Below are 16438 nucleotides of genomic sequence, written 5' to 3'. Positions count from 1 at the left end.
ACGATGTGGGATGACGGATGCGCCCGGACGGATCGGGCGGTGAGGAGCAGTGGATGATCGTCGGAATCGGCGTCGACCTCGTCGACGTCCCCCGGTTCGAGCGCACCCTCGCGCGGACGCCGCGGCTGCGCGAGCGGCTCTTCACCCCGGCGGAGCGCGACCTGCCGCTGCGCTCGCTCGCGGCCCGGTATGCCGCGAAGGAGGCGCTCATCAAGGCGCTCGGCGGCTCGGAGGGCGTGACGTGGACGGAGATCGAGGTCGCGCGTCTGGAGAGCCGTGAGGCTCCGCGCTTCGAGCTCTTCGGCGCGACGTCCGCAGCGATCGCGGCCCGCGGGGTCACGAGCGTGCACCTGTCGCTGTCGCACGACGCGGGGCTCGCGATCGCGTACGTGGTGGCGGAGGGCGGCGCGGCTCCGGGGACCGGAGATCCCGTGAACGCCGGAGAGATCCGGCGAGAGGCGTCCGGCGTTCGCGATATCTCCGGCACTCAGGGGCCGAGCGGGGCGCACAGCGCGACGCGCGCGGGGCAGGACCGGGGATGAGCGGGGAGCGGAGCATGCGCGAGGCCGTCGTCGACCGCTCGGCGATCGTGCACAACGTCCGGCATCTGCGAGAGGTCGCGGGAACGCCGGAGTTCATCGCCGTCGTGAAGGCCGACGGATACGGGCACGGCGCGGCGACCTCGGCGCTCGCCGCGATCGAGGGCGGCGCGACGCGGATCGGGGTGGCGGAGATCCCCGAGGCGCTCGCGCTGCGCGCAGCGGGCGTCCGCGCGCCGATCATCGCGTGGCTGCACGACCCCGTCGAATCGTTCGCGGAGGCCGTCTCGGCCGGCATCGAGCTCGGCGTCTCGCGCATCGCACAGCTCGAGGAGATCGCCGCGGCCGGGGACGCCGCCCGTGCGTCGCAGGCCGGCCTCTCGCCGGCCGTCTCGGGTGATGCGCGACGGGCGAGCGCGCCGAAGGCGCACCTGAAGCTCGAGACGGGTCTCGGACGCAACGGCCTCGCTCCCGACGACTGGCACGCCGCCTTCGCCGAGGCCGCGCGGCTCGAGGCCGAGGGGCGCCTCGTCGTCGAGGGGGTCTTCAGCCATCTCTCCGGCACGAGCGACGCGGACGACCTCGCACAGGTGCGCGTCTTCGAGGAGGGCGTCGGCGCCGCGTCGGCCGCCGGACTCCGTCCGCGTCTGCGTCACGTCGCCGCCACGGCCGCGGCCATCCGGCTGCCCGAGGCGCGTTTCGACGCCGTACGTGTCGGCATCGGCATATACGGCCTCTCGCCGTTCGACGACGCGACGTCCGCCGACCTCGGCCTGAGGCCGGCGATGACGCTCCGCGGCAGGGTCGCGGCGGTGCGCCGCGTGCCGACCGGTCAGGGCGTCTCCTACGGATACGCCCATCGCACCGTGCGGGAGACGACCCTCGCGCTCGTTCCGCTCGGCTACGCCGACGGCGTTCCGCGTCAGGCGTCGGGCACGGCGCCCGTCGCGATCGGCGGCGAGCGGTTCCGCGTCTCGGGCCGCATCGCGATGGATCAGTTCGTCGTCGACGTGGGCGACCATCCCGTCGCGGTGGGCGACGAGGTGCTGCTCTTCGGCGACCCCGCTGCGGGCGCTCCCGCCGTCGAGGAGTGGGCGCGGGCCGCCGGCACCATCAACTACGAGATCGTCACGCGCGTCGGCCCCCGCGTGGCGCGGAGGGCGACCGGATGATCCCCGACGACCTGCTCGGCACGCACGAGGTGCCCGCGGCATCCGACATGGAGGAGCTCGGCCGCCGGCTCGGCGCGCGCCTCGAGGCGGGCGACCTCCTCGTGCTCACGGGCCCTCTGGGAGCGGGCAAGACGACCCTCACGCGGGGGATCGCCGAGGCTCTCGGCGTGCGCGGGCCCATCCAGAGCCCGACCTTCGTGATCGCCCGCACGCATCCCTCGCTCGTCGGCGGCGCTCCGCTCGTGCACGCCGACGCCTACCGGCTGTCCTCGGCCGTGGAGCTGGACGACCTCGACATCGACGCGGACGGCTCCGTCGTCGTCATGGAGTGGGGACGCGGCAAGGCGGAGGGACTGCGGGACAGCTGGTGGGATGTGGAGATCACCCGGCCCGTGGGAGGCCGCGGCGCGGACACCATGTGCGGCGACCTCGCGCGCGCGTCGGCGGAGCTCGACGACGACGCGCCGCGCGTCGTGGTGATCGAGAAGCGCACGGCATGACGCTCGCGTCTCTCGGCGCCCGTCTCGTGCGGCGCCCGCCGCGGACGGCGGGGCGACCGGAGGACCGGGATGCGCCGACGGCACGGGAGAGCGTCCCCGGCGCTTCGCGATCGGCGGGGAAACTACGCTGGAGGGCATGATCCTCGCCGTCGACACCTCCATCGGCTCGGCCGTCGCCGTCGTCGCGGCGGACGGCGTCGTCCTGGCCGAGGCGGAGAGCGGGAACGCGCTCGGCCACGCGGAGGTCATCGGCACGCTGCTCGAGAGTGCGCTGTCCGATGCGGGCGTCGGGCCCGATGCGATCACGCATGTCGCGGCGGGAATGGGGCCGGGCCCCTTCACGGGCCTGCGCATCGGGATCGCCGCGGCGCGCGCGTTCGCACTGGGGCGCGGCGTCCCCGTCGTCCCGGTCGTGAGCCACGACGCCGTGGCGATGGAACTGCTCGGCGTCCTCCCCGAAGGAGGCTTCGCCGTGACGACGGACGCGCGCCGCCGCGAGAACGCCGTGTCGGTCTACGGCGCCCCGGATGGACGGGGCCTCCCGCATCGGGTCGCCGGCCCCGAGCTCCGCCCGCGCGACGCCGACCTCGCCTCCGATCCGCTGCTCGCCGTCGTGCGACGGGCGCGGGGGACCGACGCGACGTCGGAGGCGCCGCGCACCGCGGAGGAGATGCGCACCGGCGAGAGCTCCCTCCCCCGCGCGAGCGGCGGCGTCTTCGAGGCCACGCGCGTCCCCGTCGGCCTCCTGGGCCGGATCGCGGCCATCCGGGTGCGGCACGGCATCGCTCCCGACGTCGACGCGCCGCTGTATCTGCGCTCGCCCGACGTGAAGGCGCCCGCACCGCGGAAGCGGGTCGGCTCATGACCGTCCGCGCGGCGACGGCCGAGGACCTCGATGCGATCATGGCGCTCGAGCGCGCGTCCTTCCCGACAGACGCGTGGAGCGAGGCGATGATGCGCGAGGAGCTCGCCTCTCCCCACGGCCACTATCTCGTGCTCGAGCAGACGGGCCATGTCGTCGGGTACGCGGGGCTGCGGGCGCTGTCCGGCTCGCGGGACGCGGATGTGCAGACGATCGCGATCGCCGAGCAGGCGCGCGGGCGGGGCCGGGGAAGGGCGCTCCTGCGCGCGCTCCTCGACGAGGCCGAGCGCCGCCGCGTGCGCGAGGTCTTCCTCGACGTGCGCGCCGACAACCCCGCCGCGCAGGGTCTCTACGCGAGCGAGGGATTCGCGCGGATCGGCCGTCGTCCCCGGTACTACCAGCCGGACGACGTCGATGCGATCGTCATGAGGCTCGACGTCCGCTCGTGGGCGGCCGCGCGCGTCCCCGACCCCGACGACGCGGGAGCCTGCTGATGAACCCCGCCGAACCCCTCGTCCTCGGCATCGAGACGAGCTGCGACGAGACCGGCATCGGCATCGTGCGCGGCCGCACGCTCCTGTCGAACACGATCGCCAGCAGCATGGACGAGCACGCCCGCTACGGCGGCGTCGTCCCCGAGGTCGCCGCGCGCGCGCACCTCGAGGCGCTGCAGCCGGCGATCGAGGCCGCCGTCGCCGAAGCCGGCGTCCGCCTGGGCGACGTCGACGCGATCGCCGTCACGAGCGGCCCCGGCCTCGCCGGCGCCCTCATGGTCGGAGTCGGGGCCGCGAAGGCGCTCTCGGTCTCGCTCGCGAAGCCCCTCTACGCCGTCAACCACCTCGTCGGCCACATCGCCGCGGACATCCTCGCCGCCGACGCCGAGCCGCTCGAGTACCCGACCGTCGCGCTGCTCGTCTCGGGCGGCCACACGTCCCTGCTGCTCGTGCGCGACCTCACGAGCGATGTCGAGCTCCTCGGCGAGACCGTCGACGACGCCGCGGGCGAGGCCTTCGACAAGGTCGCGCGCATTCTCGGCCTCCCGTACCCCGGCGGCCCCGAGATCGATCGCGCGGCCGTCGTCGGCGACCCCTCCGCCATCCGGTTCCCCCGAGGACTGTCGCGGGCGAGCGACCGCGCGAGACACCGCTGGGACTTCTCGTTCTCCGGGCTGAAGACCGCCGTGGCCCGCTGGATCGAGCAGCGCGAGGCGGCGGGGGAGGACGTCCCGCTGGCGGATGTCGCGGCGAGCTTCCGGGAGGCGGTCGTCGACGTGCTCGTCACCAAGGCGCTCGACGCGTGCGCGGAGCACGGCGTGCCGCGTCTGCTCCTCGGCGGCGGCGTCATCGCGAACCGACGGCTGCGCGAGGTCGCCCTCGCCCGCGCGGAGGCCGCGGGCGTCACGGTGCGCATCCCGCCGCTCAGCCTCTGCACCGACAACGGCGCGATGATCGCCGCGCTCGCGTCCGAGCTCATCCAGAGCGGACGGGAGCCGTCGACGCTCGTCTTCGGCGCCGACTCGACCCTGCCCGTCACGGACATCCAGGTGTCCCGGCGCGCATGACGGAGCCGGAGGAGGCCGCGCGGCTCGACGACGCCGAGCTGCTCAACGTGCTGCCCTCCCGGCCGGCCCGGCGCCGGATCTCGCTCTCGAGCCCGTCGATGGTCGTCGGGACGTTCTCGCTCACGATGTCGTGGTTCACGCCCTGGGTCGCGCCGCTCGCCCTCATCGCCGCGCTGCTCGCCGTGATCGCCCTCGCCCGCCGCCATGCGCAGCGCGTGCTCGCCTGGTGGGGGCTGGGGCTCGCCGTGGCCGCGGTGCTGTTCTGCGGCGTCTGGGCGCTGTGGATCGTCGGCCAGCTCGGCGAGGCGCCGGCGCTCGAGCTGCCGTCGCTGCCGTAGTCGCGGGGCATCCGCCGACGCCCGATCGGACGGGTGCCCCGCCTCACACCCTCTCGGCGAGCACGGCCGTGCGGCGGCCGGCGATGCGGGTGAGGAAGAGCGTCGCAGAGGCATCGCCCTTCAGGCCCAGCCGCCTCCGCAGCAGCGCCGGGTCGACGTCGACGCCGCGCTTCTTGATCTCGAGCGTGCCGATGCCGCGTTCGCGCAGCGCCTTCGCGAGCGCCTTCGCGTCGGCCGGGAGCGTCTCGCGCACGCGGAACGACGACACGAACGGCGTCGTGAGGGCCGCGTCCCCCGTGAGGTAGGCGATGCCCGGCGCCACGGGGCCGGCGTCGAGCGACCGTGCGACATCGCCGACGAGACGCGCCCGGATGACGGCGCCCTCCGGCTCGTGCAGGTATGCGCCGAGCGGATGCACGGGCTCGTCCTCCGCGTCGGCGGCGGCCGTCAGCTCGTGCGCCTCGTCGCCGCGGACGACGAGCGCCGACCGTCCGATGTCCTCGCGCGCCAGCGCTCCCGACCACAGCACGAGCTCGACGGTCGACCCGTCGACGCTCACCCACTGCGCCTCGACGCCCTGCGGGAGGGTCGCGCGGTCGTGCGCCGGCCCGAGCTTCAGGCCCACGGGCAACCGCTCGCCCAGCGCATGAGCCCAGCCGAGCGAGGGCGAGTAGTCGGATGCCGACACGCGGCGTGTCTCGGAGTGCCCGGCCGTCCGGCGGGCCGGGTCGAGCCAGACGGCGTCCCAGCCGTCGAGATCCACGTCCTCGGCGCGCGCCGAGCGGACCTCGACGGCATCGCCGAACGGACGGAGGTTGTACGCCGCGAGCGCCGCGGTCACGGGGTCGGCGTCCACGGCGAGGACGTCCATCCCGAGCCCGGCGAAGCCGAGCGCGTCGCCGCCGATGCCGCATCCGAGGTCCGCGACCCGGCCGACCCCCGCCGCGCGCATCCGCCCGGCGTGGTGCGCGGCGACGGCCATCCGCGTCGCCTGCTCGAGCCCCGCGCGGGTGAAGAGCATGCCCGCCGCGAACGGCCCGAACTTCGTCGCCGCCCGTTCGCGCAGTCGGGCCTGGCCGACCACGGCCGACACGAGCGCGGGCGGGTGGCCCGCCGCGCGCAGCCGCGAGACCGCGCGGGCGACGTCCGCCGTCGTCTCCACGGGATCGAGCCCGTCGAGCAGCGCCAGACCCTCGGTCGTGAGCAGCGCTTCCAGTTCCCCCTGATCCATGCTCCCCATTGTCGCGTGTCATCCCGCGTCATCGACCTGGCACTCGCGTTGCATGAGTGCCAGGTCCGGGCCTACACTCGGATTAGCACTCTCCTGACGAGAGTGCGAATGTCTTCCGTCGAAGCACACGAAAGAAGAGGTACACCGTGTCGGTTTCCATCAAGCCGCTCGAGGACCGTATCGTCATCCAGCAGGTCGAGGCCGAGCAGACCACCGCCAGCGGTCTGGTCATCCCCGACACCGCCAAGGAGAAGCCCCAGGAGGGCGAGGTTGTGGCCGTGGGCCCCGGCCGCATCGACGACAACGGCAACCGCGTCCCGCTCGACGTCGCCGTCGGCGACCGCGTGCTGTACAGCAAGTACGGCGGCACCGAGGTCAAGTTCGGCGCCGACGAGTACCTGGTGCTGTCTGCTCGCGACGTCCTGGCGGTCGTCGTCCGCTGACGAGAGGTCCTTCGAGAGGGCCCGGCGCTTCGGCACCGGGCCCTCTCGGCGTCTCCGGGCGTCTTCCCCGGATGGCAGGATTCCGGCGGCATGTGGCGGACGGAGGCTCTTCGGGCCGGCTCGGCGCCCCGCCGCCGGGTCTAGCCTGGACGGGTGATCCAGCGCCCCGCACCGACATCCGCCGAACGGGAACGGGCGCTCGGCACGGGATACGGGCTCGGCGCCTACGTGCTGTGGGGCGTCCTGCCGCTGTACTTCGTCTTCCTCGCGCCGACGGGCCCCTGGGAGGTCGTCGGCTGGCGCGTCCTGCTCTCGCTGGTGTTCTGCGCGCTCCTTCTCACGGCCACGCGCGGATGGGGGCGGATGCTCGCCGTGCTGCGCAACCGGCGGCTCGCGTCGTGGACGGCGCTGGCGGGCGTCCTCATCTACGTCAACTGGCAGGCGTTCCTCATCGCGACGCAGTCCGGGCACGTGATCGAGGTGAGCCTGGGGTACTTCATCAACCCGATCACGACCGTGCTGCTCGCCGTCGTCGTGCTGCGCGAGAGGCTGCGCCCCGCGCAGTGGGCCGCGATCGGCATCGCCGCCGTCGCGGTCGTCGTGATCGTCGTCGCATACGGCGCGGTGCCCTGGATCTCGCTCATCGTCACCGCGTCCTTCGGCGTGTACGGTCTCGTCAAGAACCGCATCGGCCCGGCGGTCGACGCGGTGAGCGGTCTCGCCCTCGAGACCATGTGGCTCGCGCCCATCGCCGTCGTGCAGCTCGTCGTCGTCGCCGTCACGACCGGCATCACGTACGGCTCCGCCGGCGTCGGGCACACGGTGCTCCTCTCGCTCGCCGGCGTCGCGACCGCCGTTCCGCTGCTGCTGTTCGCGTCCGGCGCGCGACGCGTGTCGCTCACGACCGTCGGCCTCCTGCAGTTCGCCGCGCCCATCCTGCAGTTCATCTGCGGCGCCTACATCCTGGGCGAGCCCATGCCGACCGAGCGCTGGATCGGCTTCGGCATCGTCTGGGTGGCGCTCGTCGTGCTCACCGTCGACATGGTGCGGAACGCCCGTCGCTCGCGCCGCCTCTCCGTGCGCGCGGCGGAGCCCGTCGTCTGACATCCGATTCCTCGCGGGAGGACGATGCCCGTGCGGGGAGGACGTCTGCGCGCGACTCCTCCTCCGCCGGAGCAGCGGATGCCGTGCTGCGACCCCGCGGTGCTGCCCGTCCGCGCCGGAGACGCGCCACACCGCAGATAACGATTGCATCGCGATGCGACCCTGGGTATCGCCTGTGGACGCAAACGGAAACACCCTCGTAGCAATGCATCGGTAGCGTGCCCGCATCGCGGTCTCCACCGCTACCACAACGATCCCCGGATCACTGAGAAAGGACGGGACCACATGGTTCGATCCAGGAAGGCGCTGCTCGGCGCCGTCGCGTTGGCAGGAGCGACGGCGCTCGTGCTGGCGGGCTGCGCATCGGGCGGCACCGACACGGCGGAGTCGGAAGAGCCGGACGACTCCACCTCGGCGGAGGTCGGGGGAGACCTCGCGCTGAAGATCGGGACGGCCCTGCCCGTGACCGGCTCGCTCGCGTTCCTCGGCCCGCCCGAGATCGAGGGCGTCAACTACGCGCAGTCGCTCATCAACGAGTACACGGAGACATCGGGCCTCGAGCTCGACGTCGTCCACGGCGACTCCGGCGACCTCGACAACAAGGCGTACGAGACCGAGATCCCGCGTCTCCTCAGCGAGAACGTGTCGGCCATCGTCGGGGCCGCGTCCTCGGGCGTCTCGCTCCAGTTCATCGACCAGGTCGTCGGCGCCGGGGTCGTCCAGATCTCCCCGGCGAACACCTCCGACGCCTTCACGACGTACGACGACAACGGCCTGTACTTCCGCACCGCGCCGTCCGACGTGCTGCAGGGCGACGTGCACGGCAACTTCGTCGCCGAGCAGGGGTACCAGACGCTCGGCCTCATCGTGCTCAACGACGCCTACGGCACGGGCCTCGCGAGCTACATCACGGAGGCGTTCGAGAACGCCGGCGGCGAGGTCGTCGCGAGCGCGACGTTCAACCCGGGCGACACGACGTTCGACTCGCAGATCTCCGAGGTGCTCGCGGCCGACCCCGACGCGATCTCGCTGATCACGTTCGACGAGGCCAAGGTCATCGTGCCGAACCTCGTGTCGCAGGGCTTCCCCGCGGAGGACCTGTTCTTCGTCGACGGCAACATGGCGTCGTACGAGGCCGACTTCGACCCGGGGACGCTCACGGGCGCCAAGGGCACCTACCCCGGTCCGACGCCGGACCAGGTGCAGGAGTTCGTCGAGGGGCTCGACGCGTACGTGGAGGAGAGCGGAGCCGATGCGCTGAGCGACTACACCTACGCCCCCGAGGCCTTCGACGCGGTGAACCTCATCGCCCTCGCGTCGCTCGCGTCGGGGTCGACCGATCCGGCCGACATCGCGGCCAAGCTGCAGGAGGTGTCGGGCGGCACCGGAGACGGCGAGAAGTGCGAGACCTTCGCCGCCTGCGCCGACATCATCCTCGACGGCGGCACGGCGGACTACGACGGCGTCTCGAGCCCCGTCACGTTCGACGACGTCGGAGACCCGACCGAGGGCATGATCAACATCTACGAGTACCAGGACGACAACACCTACGTGCCGTACGAGGGCTGATCCTCTCCCGGAAGGCCCCGGATCCCGTCGCGGACCCGGGGCCTTCCCCGCGTCCGGGCGCACTCCGCCGCCCCGCCGTCCCCGTCCCCTCCGCGTTCGAATGACGAAACCGTCCCGCTTCCGCCTGCGAGGCGGGACGACTTCGGCATTCGAACGGGGCGGCCCGGACGCACGACGGCCGGGATGCACGCAGGCGCAGGGAGACACGGGGCGATCGGCTTGTTTTCGGTGCGCCGAAAACGTAGGTTTTCGGTGTGCCGAAAAATCTCTTCCGCTCCTTCGGGAGCCTCGTCCTCCTCGCGGCGGCGGCCTCGGGCTGCGCGGCCGGCGGCGCCTCGGGGCAGGACGACCGACCGGTCGTCCTCACGACCTTCACGGTGCTCGCCGACATCGCCCGGAACGTCGCGGGCGACCGCCTCCGGGTGGAGTCCATCACCAAGCCCGGCGCCGAGATCCACGGGTACGAGCCGACGCCCGGCGACATCCGCCGCGCCGCCGACGCCGACCTCGTCCTCGACAACGGCCTGGGCCTCGAGGCGTGGTTCGCGCAGTTCGTCGAGACGGTCGACGTGCCCCACGTCGTCGTCTCCGAGGGCGTCGAGCCGATCGGCATCGCGGCGGACGCGTATGCCGGCCGCCCCAACCCGCACGCCTGGATGAGCCCGCTGAACGTGCAGACGTACGCCGACAACATGGCCGAGGCGTTCGGCGAGCTCGCGCCCGAGCACGCGGCGGAGTTCCTCGCGAACGCGGACGCGTACAGGGAAGAGCTCCAGACGGTGCAGGACGACCTCGTCGACAGGCTCGCCGGGCTCCCCGAGAACGAGCGGGCGCTCGTCACGTGCGAGGGCGCCTTCTCGTACCTCGCCCGCGACGCGGGGCTCACCGAGGCGTACATCTGGCCGGTCAACGCCGAGCAGCAGGCGACGCCGCAGCAGATCGCCGCGGCGATCGAGTTCGTCGAAGACGACGGCGTGCCCGCGGTCTTCTGCGAGTCGACCGTGTCGGACAGGCCCATCCAGCAGGTCGTCGACGCCACCGACGCGGTCTTCGGCGGGACGCTCTACGTCGACTCGCTCTCGGAGGAGGACGGGCCGGTGCCGACGTATCTCGACCTCATCCGCCACGACGCCGAGACGATCGTCGCGGGGCTGACGGGGAGCGGGTCGTGAGCGCGGCGATCGAGGTCGACGACGTCACCGTCCGCTATCGCGACGTCGTCGCGCTCGACCGGGCGACGCTCTCCGTGCCAGCCGGGCGCGTGACGGCGCTCATCGGCATGAACGGCTCCGGCAAGTCGACGCTCTTCAAGACCGTCCTCGGGCTGATCCGGCCCGATGCCGGCGAGGTGCGCGTGGACGGCGCGGCCCCGCTCCGGGCACGGCGGAGGGGGATCGTCGGATACGTGCCGCAGAGCGAGGACGTCGACTGGACGTTCCCCGTCTCCGTGCGCGACGTCGTGATGATGGGCCGGTACGGCCGGCAGGGGGTCACCCGGCGCGCCCGGCCGGAGGACCGCGTCGCCGTCGACGAGGCGCTCGCACGGGTCGACCTGACCGCGCTCGCCGACCGTCAGATCGGGCAGCTCTCGGGCGGGCAGCGCAAGCGCGCCTTCGTCGCGCGCGGCATCGCCCAGCTCGCGCAGGAGCGAGCGGAGCGGGCGCGCGTCCTCCTCCTCGACGAGCCCTTCGCGGGCGTCGACAAGCGATCGGAGGCCACCATCGTGGGCCTGCTGCGCGAGCTCGCGGCCGAGGGCTGCACCGTCCTCGTCTCCACCCATGACCTGCACGCCGTCCCCGATCTCGCCGACGAGGCCGTCCTGCTGCTGCGTCGCCCGCTCTTCCACGGCGGGGTGCACGAGGCGCTGCGCCCGGAGAATCTCGCCCGCGCCTTCGGACTCGGAGCGGACGCCGCATGAACCCCCTCGATCTGCTCCTCGAGCCCCTGCAGTACGACTTCATGGTCCGGGCGCTCGCCGCGACCGTCGTCGCCGCGATCGTGTGCGCCCTGCTGTCGTGCTGGCTCGTCCTCGTCGGATGGTCGCTCATGGGCGACGCCGTCTCGCACGCCGTGCTCCCCGGGGTGGTCATCGCGTACATCGTCGGGGCGCCGTTCGCCCTGGGCGCGCTCGTCTTCGGCCTCCTCGCCGTGACCCTGATCGGCGTGCTCCGCGACACGAGCCGCGTGAAGGAGGACGCGGCGATCGGCATCGTGTTCACGACGCTCTTCGCGCTCGGGCTCGCGCTCATCTCGGTGACCCCGAGCCAGACCGACCTCAACCACATCATCTTCGGCAACATCCTGGGCGTCTCGGACGGGGACCTCCTCCAGATCGGCGTGCTCGCGGCCGTCGCCTTCGCCGTGCTGCTGATCAAGCGCCGGGACCTCACGCTCTACGCGTTCGACCCGACGCACGCCTTCGCGATCGGGCTCTCGCCGCGGCTGCTCGGGGCGATCCTGCTCGGGGTGCTCGCGCTCACCGCCGTCGTGGCCCTGCAGGTCGTGGGCGTCATCCTCGTCGTGGCGATGCTCATCATCCCCGGCGCGACGGCGCACCTGCTCACCGACCGCTTCGGGCGCATGCTCGTCATCGCCCCGATCCTGTCCGCGTCGTCGTCGATCCTCGGCATCTACCTGAGCTACTGGCTCGACGCGGCGTCGGGGGCGCTCGTCGTCCTCGTCCAGGGCGCGGTGTTCGCCCTCGTGTACCTCTTCAGCCCCCGCCAGGGCGTCGTCGGGCGGCGTCTCGTGCGACGACGCGCCTGAGGGGGTCCCGCGGCGCGGCGCCGTCGGCGGTCCGCGGACGGGCGGGACCGGTGCGGCGGGTGAGCCTCGCGAGGGCGCTCGCGCCCCAGCGGCCCGCGGACCGGCCGCACGTCCCGGCCCCGAGCCGGTCGGGCTCCCGTCGTCAGACGCCGAGCGTGCCGAGGTAGAGCTGCGTCACCTTGGGGTCGCTCAGCAGCTCGCGCCCCGTTCCCGTGTAGGCGTCGCGCCCCTGGTCGAGCACGTAGCCGCGGTCGCAGATCTGGAGGCAGCGCCGTGCGTTCTGCTCGACCATGATGCACGTCACGCCGGCCCTGTTGATCTCCGAGACCCGGATGAACGCCTCGTCCTGGCGGACGGGGGAGAGGCCGGCGGAGGGCTCGTCGAGGAGCAGCACCTTCGGGTCCATCATGAGCGCCCGGCCCATGGCGACCATCTGCCGCTCGCCGCCCGAGAGGCCGCCGGCCCGCTGGCCCAGGCGCTTCGCGAGATCGGGGAAGATCGACGTCACGAAGTCGACGCGCTCGGCGTAGAGCTTCGGCTTCTGATAGGCCCCCATCTGCAGGTTCTCCGCGATCGTGAGCGAGGGGAACACGTTGTTCGTCTGCGGGATGAACCCGACGCCGCGGGCGACGAGCCTGTTCGCCCGGAGGTTCGTGATCTCGTCGCCCCCGAGGCGGATCGCGCCGTCGCGCACGTTCACCTGGCCGAAGATCGCCTTCAGGAGGGTGGACTTCCCGGCGCCGTTGGGGCCGATGATGCCGATGAGCTCGCCCTGGTACGCCTGCAGCGAGCATCCGTTGAGGATGTTCACGCCCGGCAGGTAGCCGGCGTGCACGTCCTCGACGGAGACGACGAGGTCGGCGGGGTTCGCTTCCGTGGTCACTTCGGGTCCTCCTCATCGGCCTCGGCCAGTCCCGCGGCGGCGATCGCCTCGGGCGTCGCCGCGGCGGACGCCGACGCGTCCGTCGTCGGGTCGGCGGCGAGGACGGGGATGCGCCCCGTCACGACGCCGAGATCGAGCTCCTGGTGCGCGCCCAGGTACGCGTCGACGACGGCGGGGTTCCTCATGACGTCGTCCGGCGGCCCCTCCGCCACGACCCGTCCCTCCGCCATCACGACGACCCAGTCGGCGATGTGGCGCACCATGTGCATGTCGTGCTCGACGAACAGCACGGTCATCCCCAGGTCCTTCAGATCGAGGATGTGGTCGAGCAGCGACTGCGTGAGCGCCGGGTTCACGCCGGCCATCGGCTCGTCGAGCATGACGAGGGTCGGCTCGGTCATGAGCGCGCGGGCCATCTCGAGGAGCTTCCGCTGACCGCCCGAGAGCGACGCGGCGAAGTCGTCCTTCTTCGCGTCGAGCTTGAACTTCCTCAGCAGATCGAGGGCGCGGCCCTCGATCGCGGTGTCCTGCGAGCGCCAGAGGGCGGGGATGAGGCTCGTCCAGAAGCGCTCGCCGACCTGGCCCTGCTGCCCGAGCTTCATGTTGTCCATGACGGTCAGCAGGCCCAGCGCCTTGGTGAGCTGGAAGGTGCGGACGAGGCCCATCCGCGCCACCTTGTGGGCCGGCGTGTTCGACAGCGATCGCCCGTCGAACGACCACGTGCCGGTGGCCGGCCGGTCGAAGCCCGTCAGCAGGTTGAACAGCGTCGTCTTGCCGGCGCCGTTCGGGCCGATGAGGGCCGTGATCGCGCCGCGCGGGATCTCGAGGTGCTCGACGTCGACCGCCGTGATCCCGCCGAACGTCCGCGTGATGCCGTCGGCGACGATGATCGGATCGGCCTTGCTGCAGCCGGGAACGGCCTCGCCGACATGGAGCCCCGTGGTCTTGGGGCGGGCGACGGGCGACGTGGGGGTCGGAGTGCTATCGGACAAAGGTCAGCTCCTTCTTGTTGCCCAGGATGCCCTGCGGCATGAAGACGACGAGCAGCATGAGCGCGACGCCGACGAGGATGAAGCGCAGCGTCCCCGCCTGGACGCTCGACATGAAGGGCAGCAGCCCCGCGTCCACGAGGGCGGGGAGCACGTTCGAGAGGAACGTCTGGATGACCCAGAAGATGAGCGAGCCGAGCAGCGGCCCGAACACCGTGGCCGCGCCGCCGAGCAGGAGCGCCGTCCAGACGAAGAACGTCAGCGACGTCACGTACACGCCGGGGTTGACCGCCGACGGCAGCGCGTAGACGATGCCGCCGGCCGCCGCGAGCACGCCGCCCAGGACGAGCGACTGCATCTTGTACGAGAAGACGTTCTTGCCCAGGGCGCGGATCGCCTCCTCGTCCTCGCGGATGCCCTTCATGACGCGGCCCCACGGGCTGCGGGTGAGCATCCACACGACGAGCGCGGCGAAGCCGAGGGTGAGGAGCCCCATGATGCGCACCCACCAGCCGGTCTCGTTGTACGTCCACGGTCCGAAGCCGTAGGTGCCCGCGGGGATCGGGTTCGACTCGCGGAAGCTGCCGTGGTAGCCGCTCAGGCCGTCGGCGGAGCCCGTGACGTCCTCGAACGCGGTCGTGAGGAACAGCAGGCGCACGACCTCGGCCGCCGCGATCGTGGCGATCGCGAGGTAGTCGCCGCGCAGGCGCAGGGTGGGCACGCCGAGGACGAGCGCGAACACCGCCGCGGCGGCGAGGCCGATGAGCGCGGCGAGCCACCAGGGCAGGCCGAACGTGAGGACCGAGATCGCGTATCCGTATGCGCCCAGCGCCATGAACCCCGCGATGCCCATGTTGATGAGACCCGCGTAGCCGAAGTGCACGGCCAGGCCGAGCGCCGCGAGGGCGTATCCGAGCGTCGCCGGGCTGAGGATCGAGGACAGCGTGTTGTCGAAGATCTGTGACCAGTTCATGAGCGGTACCTAGCCGATTCTCTCGCGTCGGCCGAGGATGCCCTGCGGCCGGATGAGAAGGATGAGGATGAGCACGACGAGGGCGCCGACGAAGCGCAGGTCGGCGGGGATCCAGAGGCTCGAGGCCTCCACGAGCACCCCGATGATGAGCGAGCCGACGAGCGCGCCGTACGCCGTGCCGAGACCGCCGAGCGTCACGGCCGCGAAGACGAGGAGGAGCACCTGCGCTCCCATGTCCCAGCGGATGCCCGGACGGTAGTAGGCGTAGAGGACGCCGGCGAGGCCGGCGAGCGCGCCGGAGACGATCCACACGACGCGCACGACGTGGTCCACGTCGATCCCCGACGCCGCGGCGAGCGACGGGTTGTCGGAGATCGCGCGCGTCGCCTTGCCGAGCCGGCTGTAGGTGAGCCAGAGCGCGAAGGCGACGATCACGACGACCGCGATGCTCATGGAGACCATCTCGGTGACGCTCAGGCCCACCGCGCCGAACAGCGGTATCCGCGCGGTGGGAGCCATCGCCGGCAGCTGCTCGGTGCCGCCTCCGATGAAGAACTGGAAGACGTAGCGCAGCGCGAGCGAGAGCCCGATCGACAGGATCATCAGCTGCACGGTGCCGACGCCGCGCCGACGCAGCGGTCGCCAGATGATGGCGTCGAGCACGAAGCCCAGCACGCCGCTGAGGACGACCGCGAGCGGGATGCCGATCCACACGGGGAGCGCGAGGCTGGCGGGCCCGATGAGCACGAGGGCGACGATCGCGCCGAAGGACACCATCTCGGCGTGCGCGAAGTTCGACAGGCGCGTCGTCCCGTACACGAGCGAGACCCCGACGGCGGCGAGCCCGAGCATGAGGCCGAAGTTGATACCCTGGACGACGCGCTGCACGATCTGGTCGAAGAAGCTCGTGACGTTGCGCTCGCCCTCCCCGATGAAGAAGTTCACGGCGACGCGGCCGCCGGCGCCGACCGTGACGTCCTTCTCGTTCGGCGTGTCGTCCTCCTCGTCCACGACCGCGATGCCCTCGGGCAGCGTGTTCTCGTCGAGCACGACCGTGTAGTCGTCGCGCTCGGGGACCTTCACCTGCCAGCGGCCCTCGGCATCCGTCTCCACCTCCTGCGCGCCGCCGGGGCCGTCGATCGTCAGGGCGACCCCGGGGAGGGGCTCCCCGTCGAGCTGGACGTTTCCGCTGATCGTGTACGGATCGCCCTCCGCGGCCTGCGCCGCCGTGGGCGACAGCAGGGCGAGCAGGAAGGCGGCGACGAGGGCGGCGAGCACGGCGAGCGCGCCGATCCTCACCCGCCCTCGGGTCAGAGCTTGGTGCGTCATGGATCCTCCGGTCCGGCGCCGGTGCCGACGGTGGTTTACGTCGGGCATCGGTGTCCGACGGTATGACCCTAATGTGTCCGCGTCGTTTCCTGGGTGTGGCATGTGAGGCACGTCGCGCCCGCGATCGGACGCGCCGGTAGAATTCGTGCACGGGGCGGCGATCCTTTCGGCTCAGGAAG

At 72.2% G+C, this 16438-nt stretch carries 17 protein-coding genes and 1 pseudogene; 13 read left to right on the top strand and 5 right to left on the bottom strand.

What is annotated here, in order from left to right; genetic code table 11:
* Nucleotides 1-53 precede the first annotated feature (53 nt).
* The 7 genes and pseudogenes from N8K70_RS12635 to N8K70_RS12605 all read left to right on the top strand — a co-directional run.
* A pseudogene (locus N8K70_RS12635) lies at nucleotides 54-410 on the top strand (holo-ACP synthase); the annotation flags it as partial.
* Nucleotides 411-538: 128 nt separating this feature from the next.
* Nucleotides 539-1711: an alanine racemase gene (gene alr / locus N8K70_RS12630; protein WP_317138698.1), complete on the top strand. Its 1173-nt coding sequence runs from the start codon at nucleotides 539-541 to the stop codon at nucleotides 1709-1711.
* Nucleotides 1708-2211, top strand: a complete 504-nt coding sequence (gene tsaE, locus N8K70_RS12625) for a tRNA (adenosine(37)-N6)-threonylcarbamoyltransferase complex ATPase subunit type 1 TsaE (protein ID WP_317138697.1) — start codon at nucleotides 1708-1710, stop codon at nucleotides 2209-2211. The genes alr and tsaE overlap by 4 nt, the downstream gene beginning before the upstream one ends.
* A gap of 136 nt (nucleotides 2212-2347) precedes the next feature.
* Nucleotides 2348-3076: a tRNA (adenosine(37)-N6)-threonylcarbamoyltransferase complex dimerization subunit type 1 TsaB gene (tsaB, locus tag N8K70_RS12620; protein WP_317138696.1), complete on the top strand. Its 729-nt coding sequence runs from the start codon at nucleotides 2348-2350 to the stop codon at nucleotides 3074-3076.
* Entirely contained in the window at nucleotides 3073-3567 is a 495-nt protein-coding gene (gene rimI, locus N8K70_RS12615) for a ribosomal protein S18-alanine N-acetyltransferase (RefSeq protein ID WP_317138695.1), read from the top strand. Before tsaB ends, rimI begins: the two co-directional genes overlap by 4 nt.
* Nucleotides 3567-4634 (top strand): tRNA (adenosine(37)-N6)-threonylcarbamoyltransferase complex transferase subunit TsaD, encoded by a 1068-nt coding sequence (gene tsaD, locus N8K70_RS12610; protein WP_317138694.1) that lies wholly within the window; start codon nucleotides 3567-3569, stop codon nucleotides 4632-4634. Before rimI ends, tsaD begins: the two co-directional genes overlap by 1 nt.
* A complete protein-coding gene (locus tag N8K70_RS12605; protein WP_317138693.1) occupies nucleotides 4631-4972 on the top strand; it encodes a hypothetical protein in 342 nt (113 codons plus the stop codon). Before tsaD ends, N8K70_RS12605 begins: the two co-directional genes overlap by 4 nt.
* A 43-nt stretch (nucleotides 4973-5015) precedes the next feature.
* Here N8K70_RS12605 and N8K70_RS12600 read toward each other — a convergent pair whose 3' ends face one another.
* A complete protein-coding gene (locus N8K70_RS12600) occupies nucleotides 5016-6203 on the bottom strand; it encodes a class I SAM-dependent methyltransferase (RefSeq protein ID WP_317138692.1) in 1188 nt (395 codons plus the stop codon).
* A gap of 146 nt (nucleotides 6204-6349) precedes the next feature.
* Here N8K70_RS12600 and groES point away from each other — a divergent pair, with 146 nt between their 5' ends.
* From groES to N8K70_RS12570, 6 genes are all read left to right on the top strand, one after another.
* Complete coding sequence (gene groES, locus N8K70_RS12595; protein WP_067242196.1) at nucleotides 6350-6646, top strand: co-chaperone GroES; 297 nt, start codon at nucleotides 6350-6352, stop codon at nucleotides 6644-6646.
* Between the two features lie 156 nt (nucleotides 6647-6802).
* A complete protein-coding gene (gene rarD, locus N8K70_RS12590; protein ID WP_317141224.1) occupies nucleotides 6803-7750 on the top strand; it encodes an EamA family transporter RarD in 948 nt (315 codons plus the stop codon).
* Nucleotides 7751-8035: 285 nt separating this feature from the next.
* A complete protein-coding gene (locus N8K70_RS12585; protein WP_317138691.1) occupies nucleotides 8036-9319 on the top strand; it encodes an ABC transporter substrate-binding protein in 1284 nt (427 codons plus the stop codon).
* A 254-nt stretch (nucleotides 9320-9573) separates the two neighbouring features.
* On the top strand, nucleotides 9574-10491 hold the full coding sequence (locus N8K70_RS12580) for a metal ABC transporter substrate-binding protein (RefSeq protein ID WP_317138690.1): 918 nt from the start codon (nucleotides 9574-9576) through the stop codon (nucleotides 10489-10491).
* Nucleotides 10488-11237: a metal ABC transporter ATP-binding protein gene (locus tag N8K70_RS12575; protein ID WP_317138689.1), complete on the top strand. Its 750-nt coding sequence runs from the start codon at nucleotides 10488-10490 to the stop codon at nucleotides 11235-11237. The genes N8K70_RS12580 and N8K70_RS12575 overlap by 4 nt, the downstream gene beginning before the upstream one ends.
* Entirely contained in the window at nucleotides 11234-12085 is an 852-nt protein-coding gene (locus N8K70_RS12570; RefSeq protein WP_317138688.1) for a metal ABC transporter permease, read from the top strand. The genes N8K70_RS12575 and N8K70_RS12570 overlap by 4 nt, the downstream gene beginning before the upstream one ends.
* A gap of 142 nt (nucleotides 12086-12227) precedes the next feature.
* Here the strand turns inward: N8K70_RS12570 and N8K70_RS12565 are convergent, their stop codons facing one another.
* From N8K70_RS12565 to N8K70_RS12550, 4 genes are read right to left on the bottom strand one after another with little or no spacing between them, the layout of a single operon-like run.
* Nucleotides 12228-12968, bottom strand: a complete 741-nt coding sequence (locus N8K70_RS12565) for an ABC transporter ATP-binding protein (protein ID WP_317138687.1) — start codon at nucleotides 12966-12968, stop codon at nucleotides 12228-12230.
* A complete protein-coding gene (locus N8K70_RS12560) occupies nucleotides 12965-13960 on the bottom strand; it encodes an ABC transporter ATP-binding protein (RefSeq protein WP_317138686.1) in 996 nt (331 codons plus the stop codon). The genes N8K70_RS12565 and N8K70_RS12560 overlap by 4 nt, the downstream gene beginning before the upstream one ends.
* On the bottom strand, nucleotides 13950-14930 hold the full coding sequence (locus tag N8K70_RS12555) for a branched-chain amino acid ABC transporter permease (RefSeq protein ID WP_317138685.1): 981 nt from the start codon (nucleotides 14928-14930) through the stop codon (nucleotides 13950-13952). The genes N8K70_RS12560 and N8K70_RS12555 overlap by 11 nt, the downstream gene beginning before the upstream one ends.
* A gap of 9 nt (nucleotides 14931-14939) precedes the next feature.
* A complete protein-coding gene (locus N8K70_RS12550; protein WP_317138684.1) occupies nucleotides 14940-16259 on the bottom strand; it encodes a branched-chain amino acid ABC transporter permease in 1320 nt (439 codons plus the stop codon).
* Nucleotides 16260-16438 lie beyond the last annotated feature (179 nt).

Source organism: Microbacterium sp. AB, from assembly GCF_032878875.1.
Lineage (GTDB): Bacteria > Actinomycetota > Actinomycetes > Actinomycetales > Microbacteriaceae > Microbacterium > Microbacterium betulae.
The sequence above is the reverse complement of the archived record's forward strand: the minus strand, read 5'-3'. Positions and strand labels throughout refer to the sequence as shown.

What these genes read in the sequence shown, in the direction of transcription:
- alr (WP_317138698.1), top strand. Translation starts at nt 539, where the DNA reads ATGAGCGGGGAGCGGAGCATGCGCGAGGCCGTCGTCGACCGCTCGGCG.
- tsaE (WP_317138697.1), top strand. Translation starts at nt 1,708, where the DNA reads ATGATCCCCGACGACCTGCTCGGCACGCACGAGGTGCCCGCGGCATCC.
- tsaB (WP_317138696.1), top strand. Translation starts at nt 2,348, where the DNA reads ATGATCCTCGCCGTCGACACCTCCATCGGCTCGGCCGTCGCCGTCGTC.
- rimI (WP_317138695.1), top strand. Translation starts at nt 3,073, where the DNA reads ATGACCGTCCGCGCGGCGACGGCCGAGGACCTCGATGCGATCATGGCG.
- tsaD (WP_317138694.1), top strand. Translation starts at nt 3,567, where the DNA reads ATGAACCCCGCCGAACCCCTCGTCCTCGGCATCGAGACGAGCTGCGAC.
- N8K70_RS12605 (WP_317138693.1), top strand. Translation starts at nt 4,631, where the DNA reads ATGACGGAGCCGGAGGAGGCCGCGCGGCTCGACGACGCCGAGCTGCTC.
- N8K70_RS12600 (WP_317138692.1), bottom strand. Translation starts at nt 6,203, where the DNA reads ATGGATCAGGGGGAACTGGAAGCGCTGCTCACGACCGAGGGTCTGGCG.
- N8K70_RS12585 (WP_317138691.1), top strand. Translation starts at nt 8,036, where the DNA reads ATGGTTCGATCCAGGAAGGCGCTGCTCGGCGCCGTCGCGTTGGCAGGA.
- N8K70_RS12570 (WP_317138688.1), top strand. Translation starts at nt 11,234, where the DNA reads ATGAACCCCCTCGATCTGCTCCTCGAGCCCCTGCAGTACGACTTCATG.
- N8K70_RS12555 (WP_317138685.1), bottom strand. Translation starts at nt 14,930, where the DNA reads ATGAACTGGTCACAGATCTTCGACAACACGCTGTCCTCGATCCTCAGC.
- N8K70_RS12550 (WP_317138684.1), bottom strand. Translation starts at nt 16,259, where the DNA reads ATGACGCACCAAGCTCTGACCCGAGGGCGGGTGAGGATCGGCGCGCTC.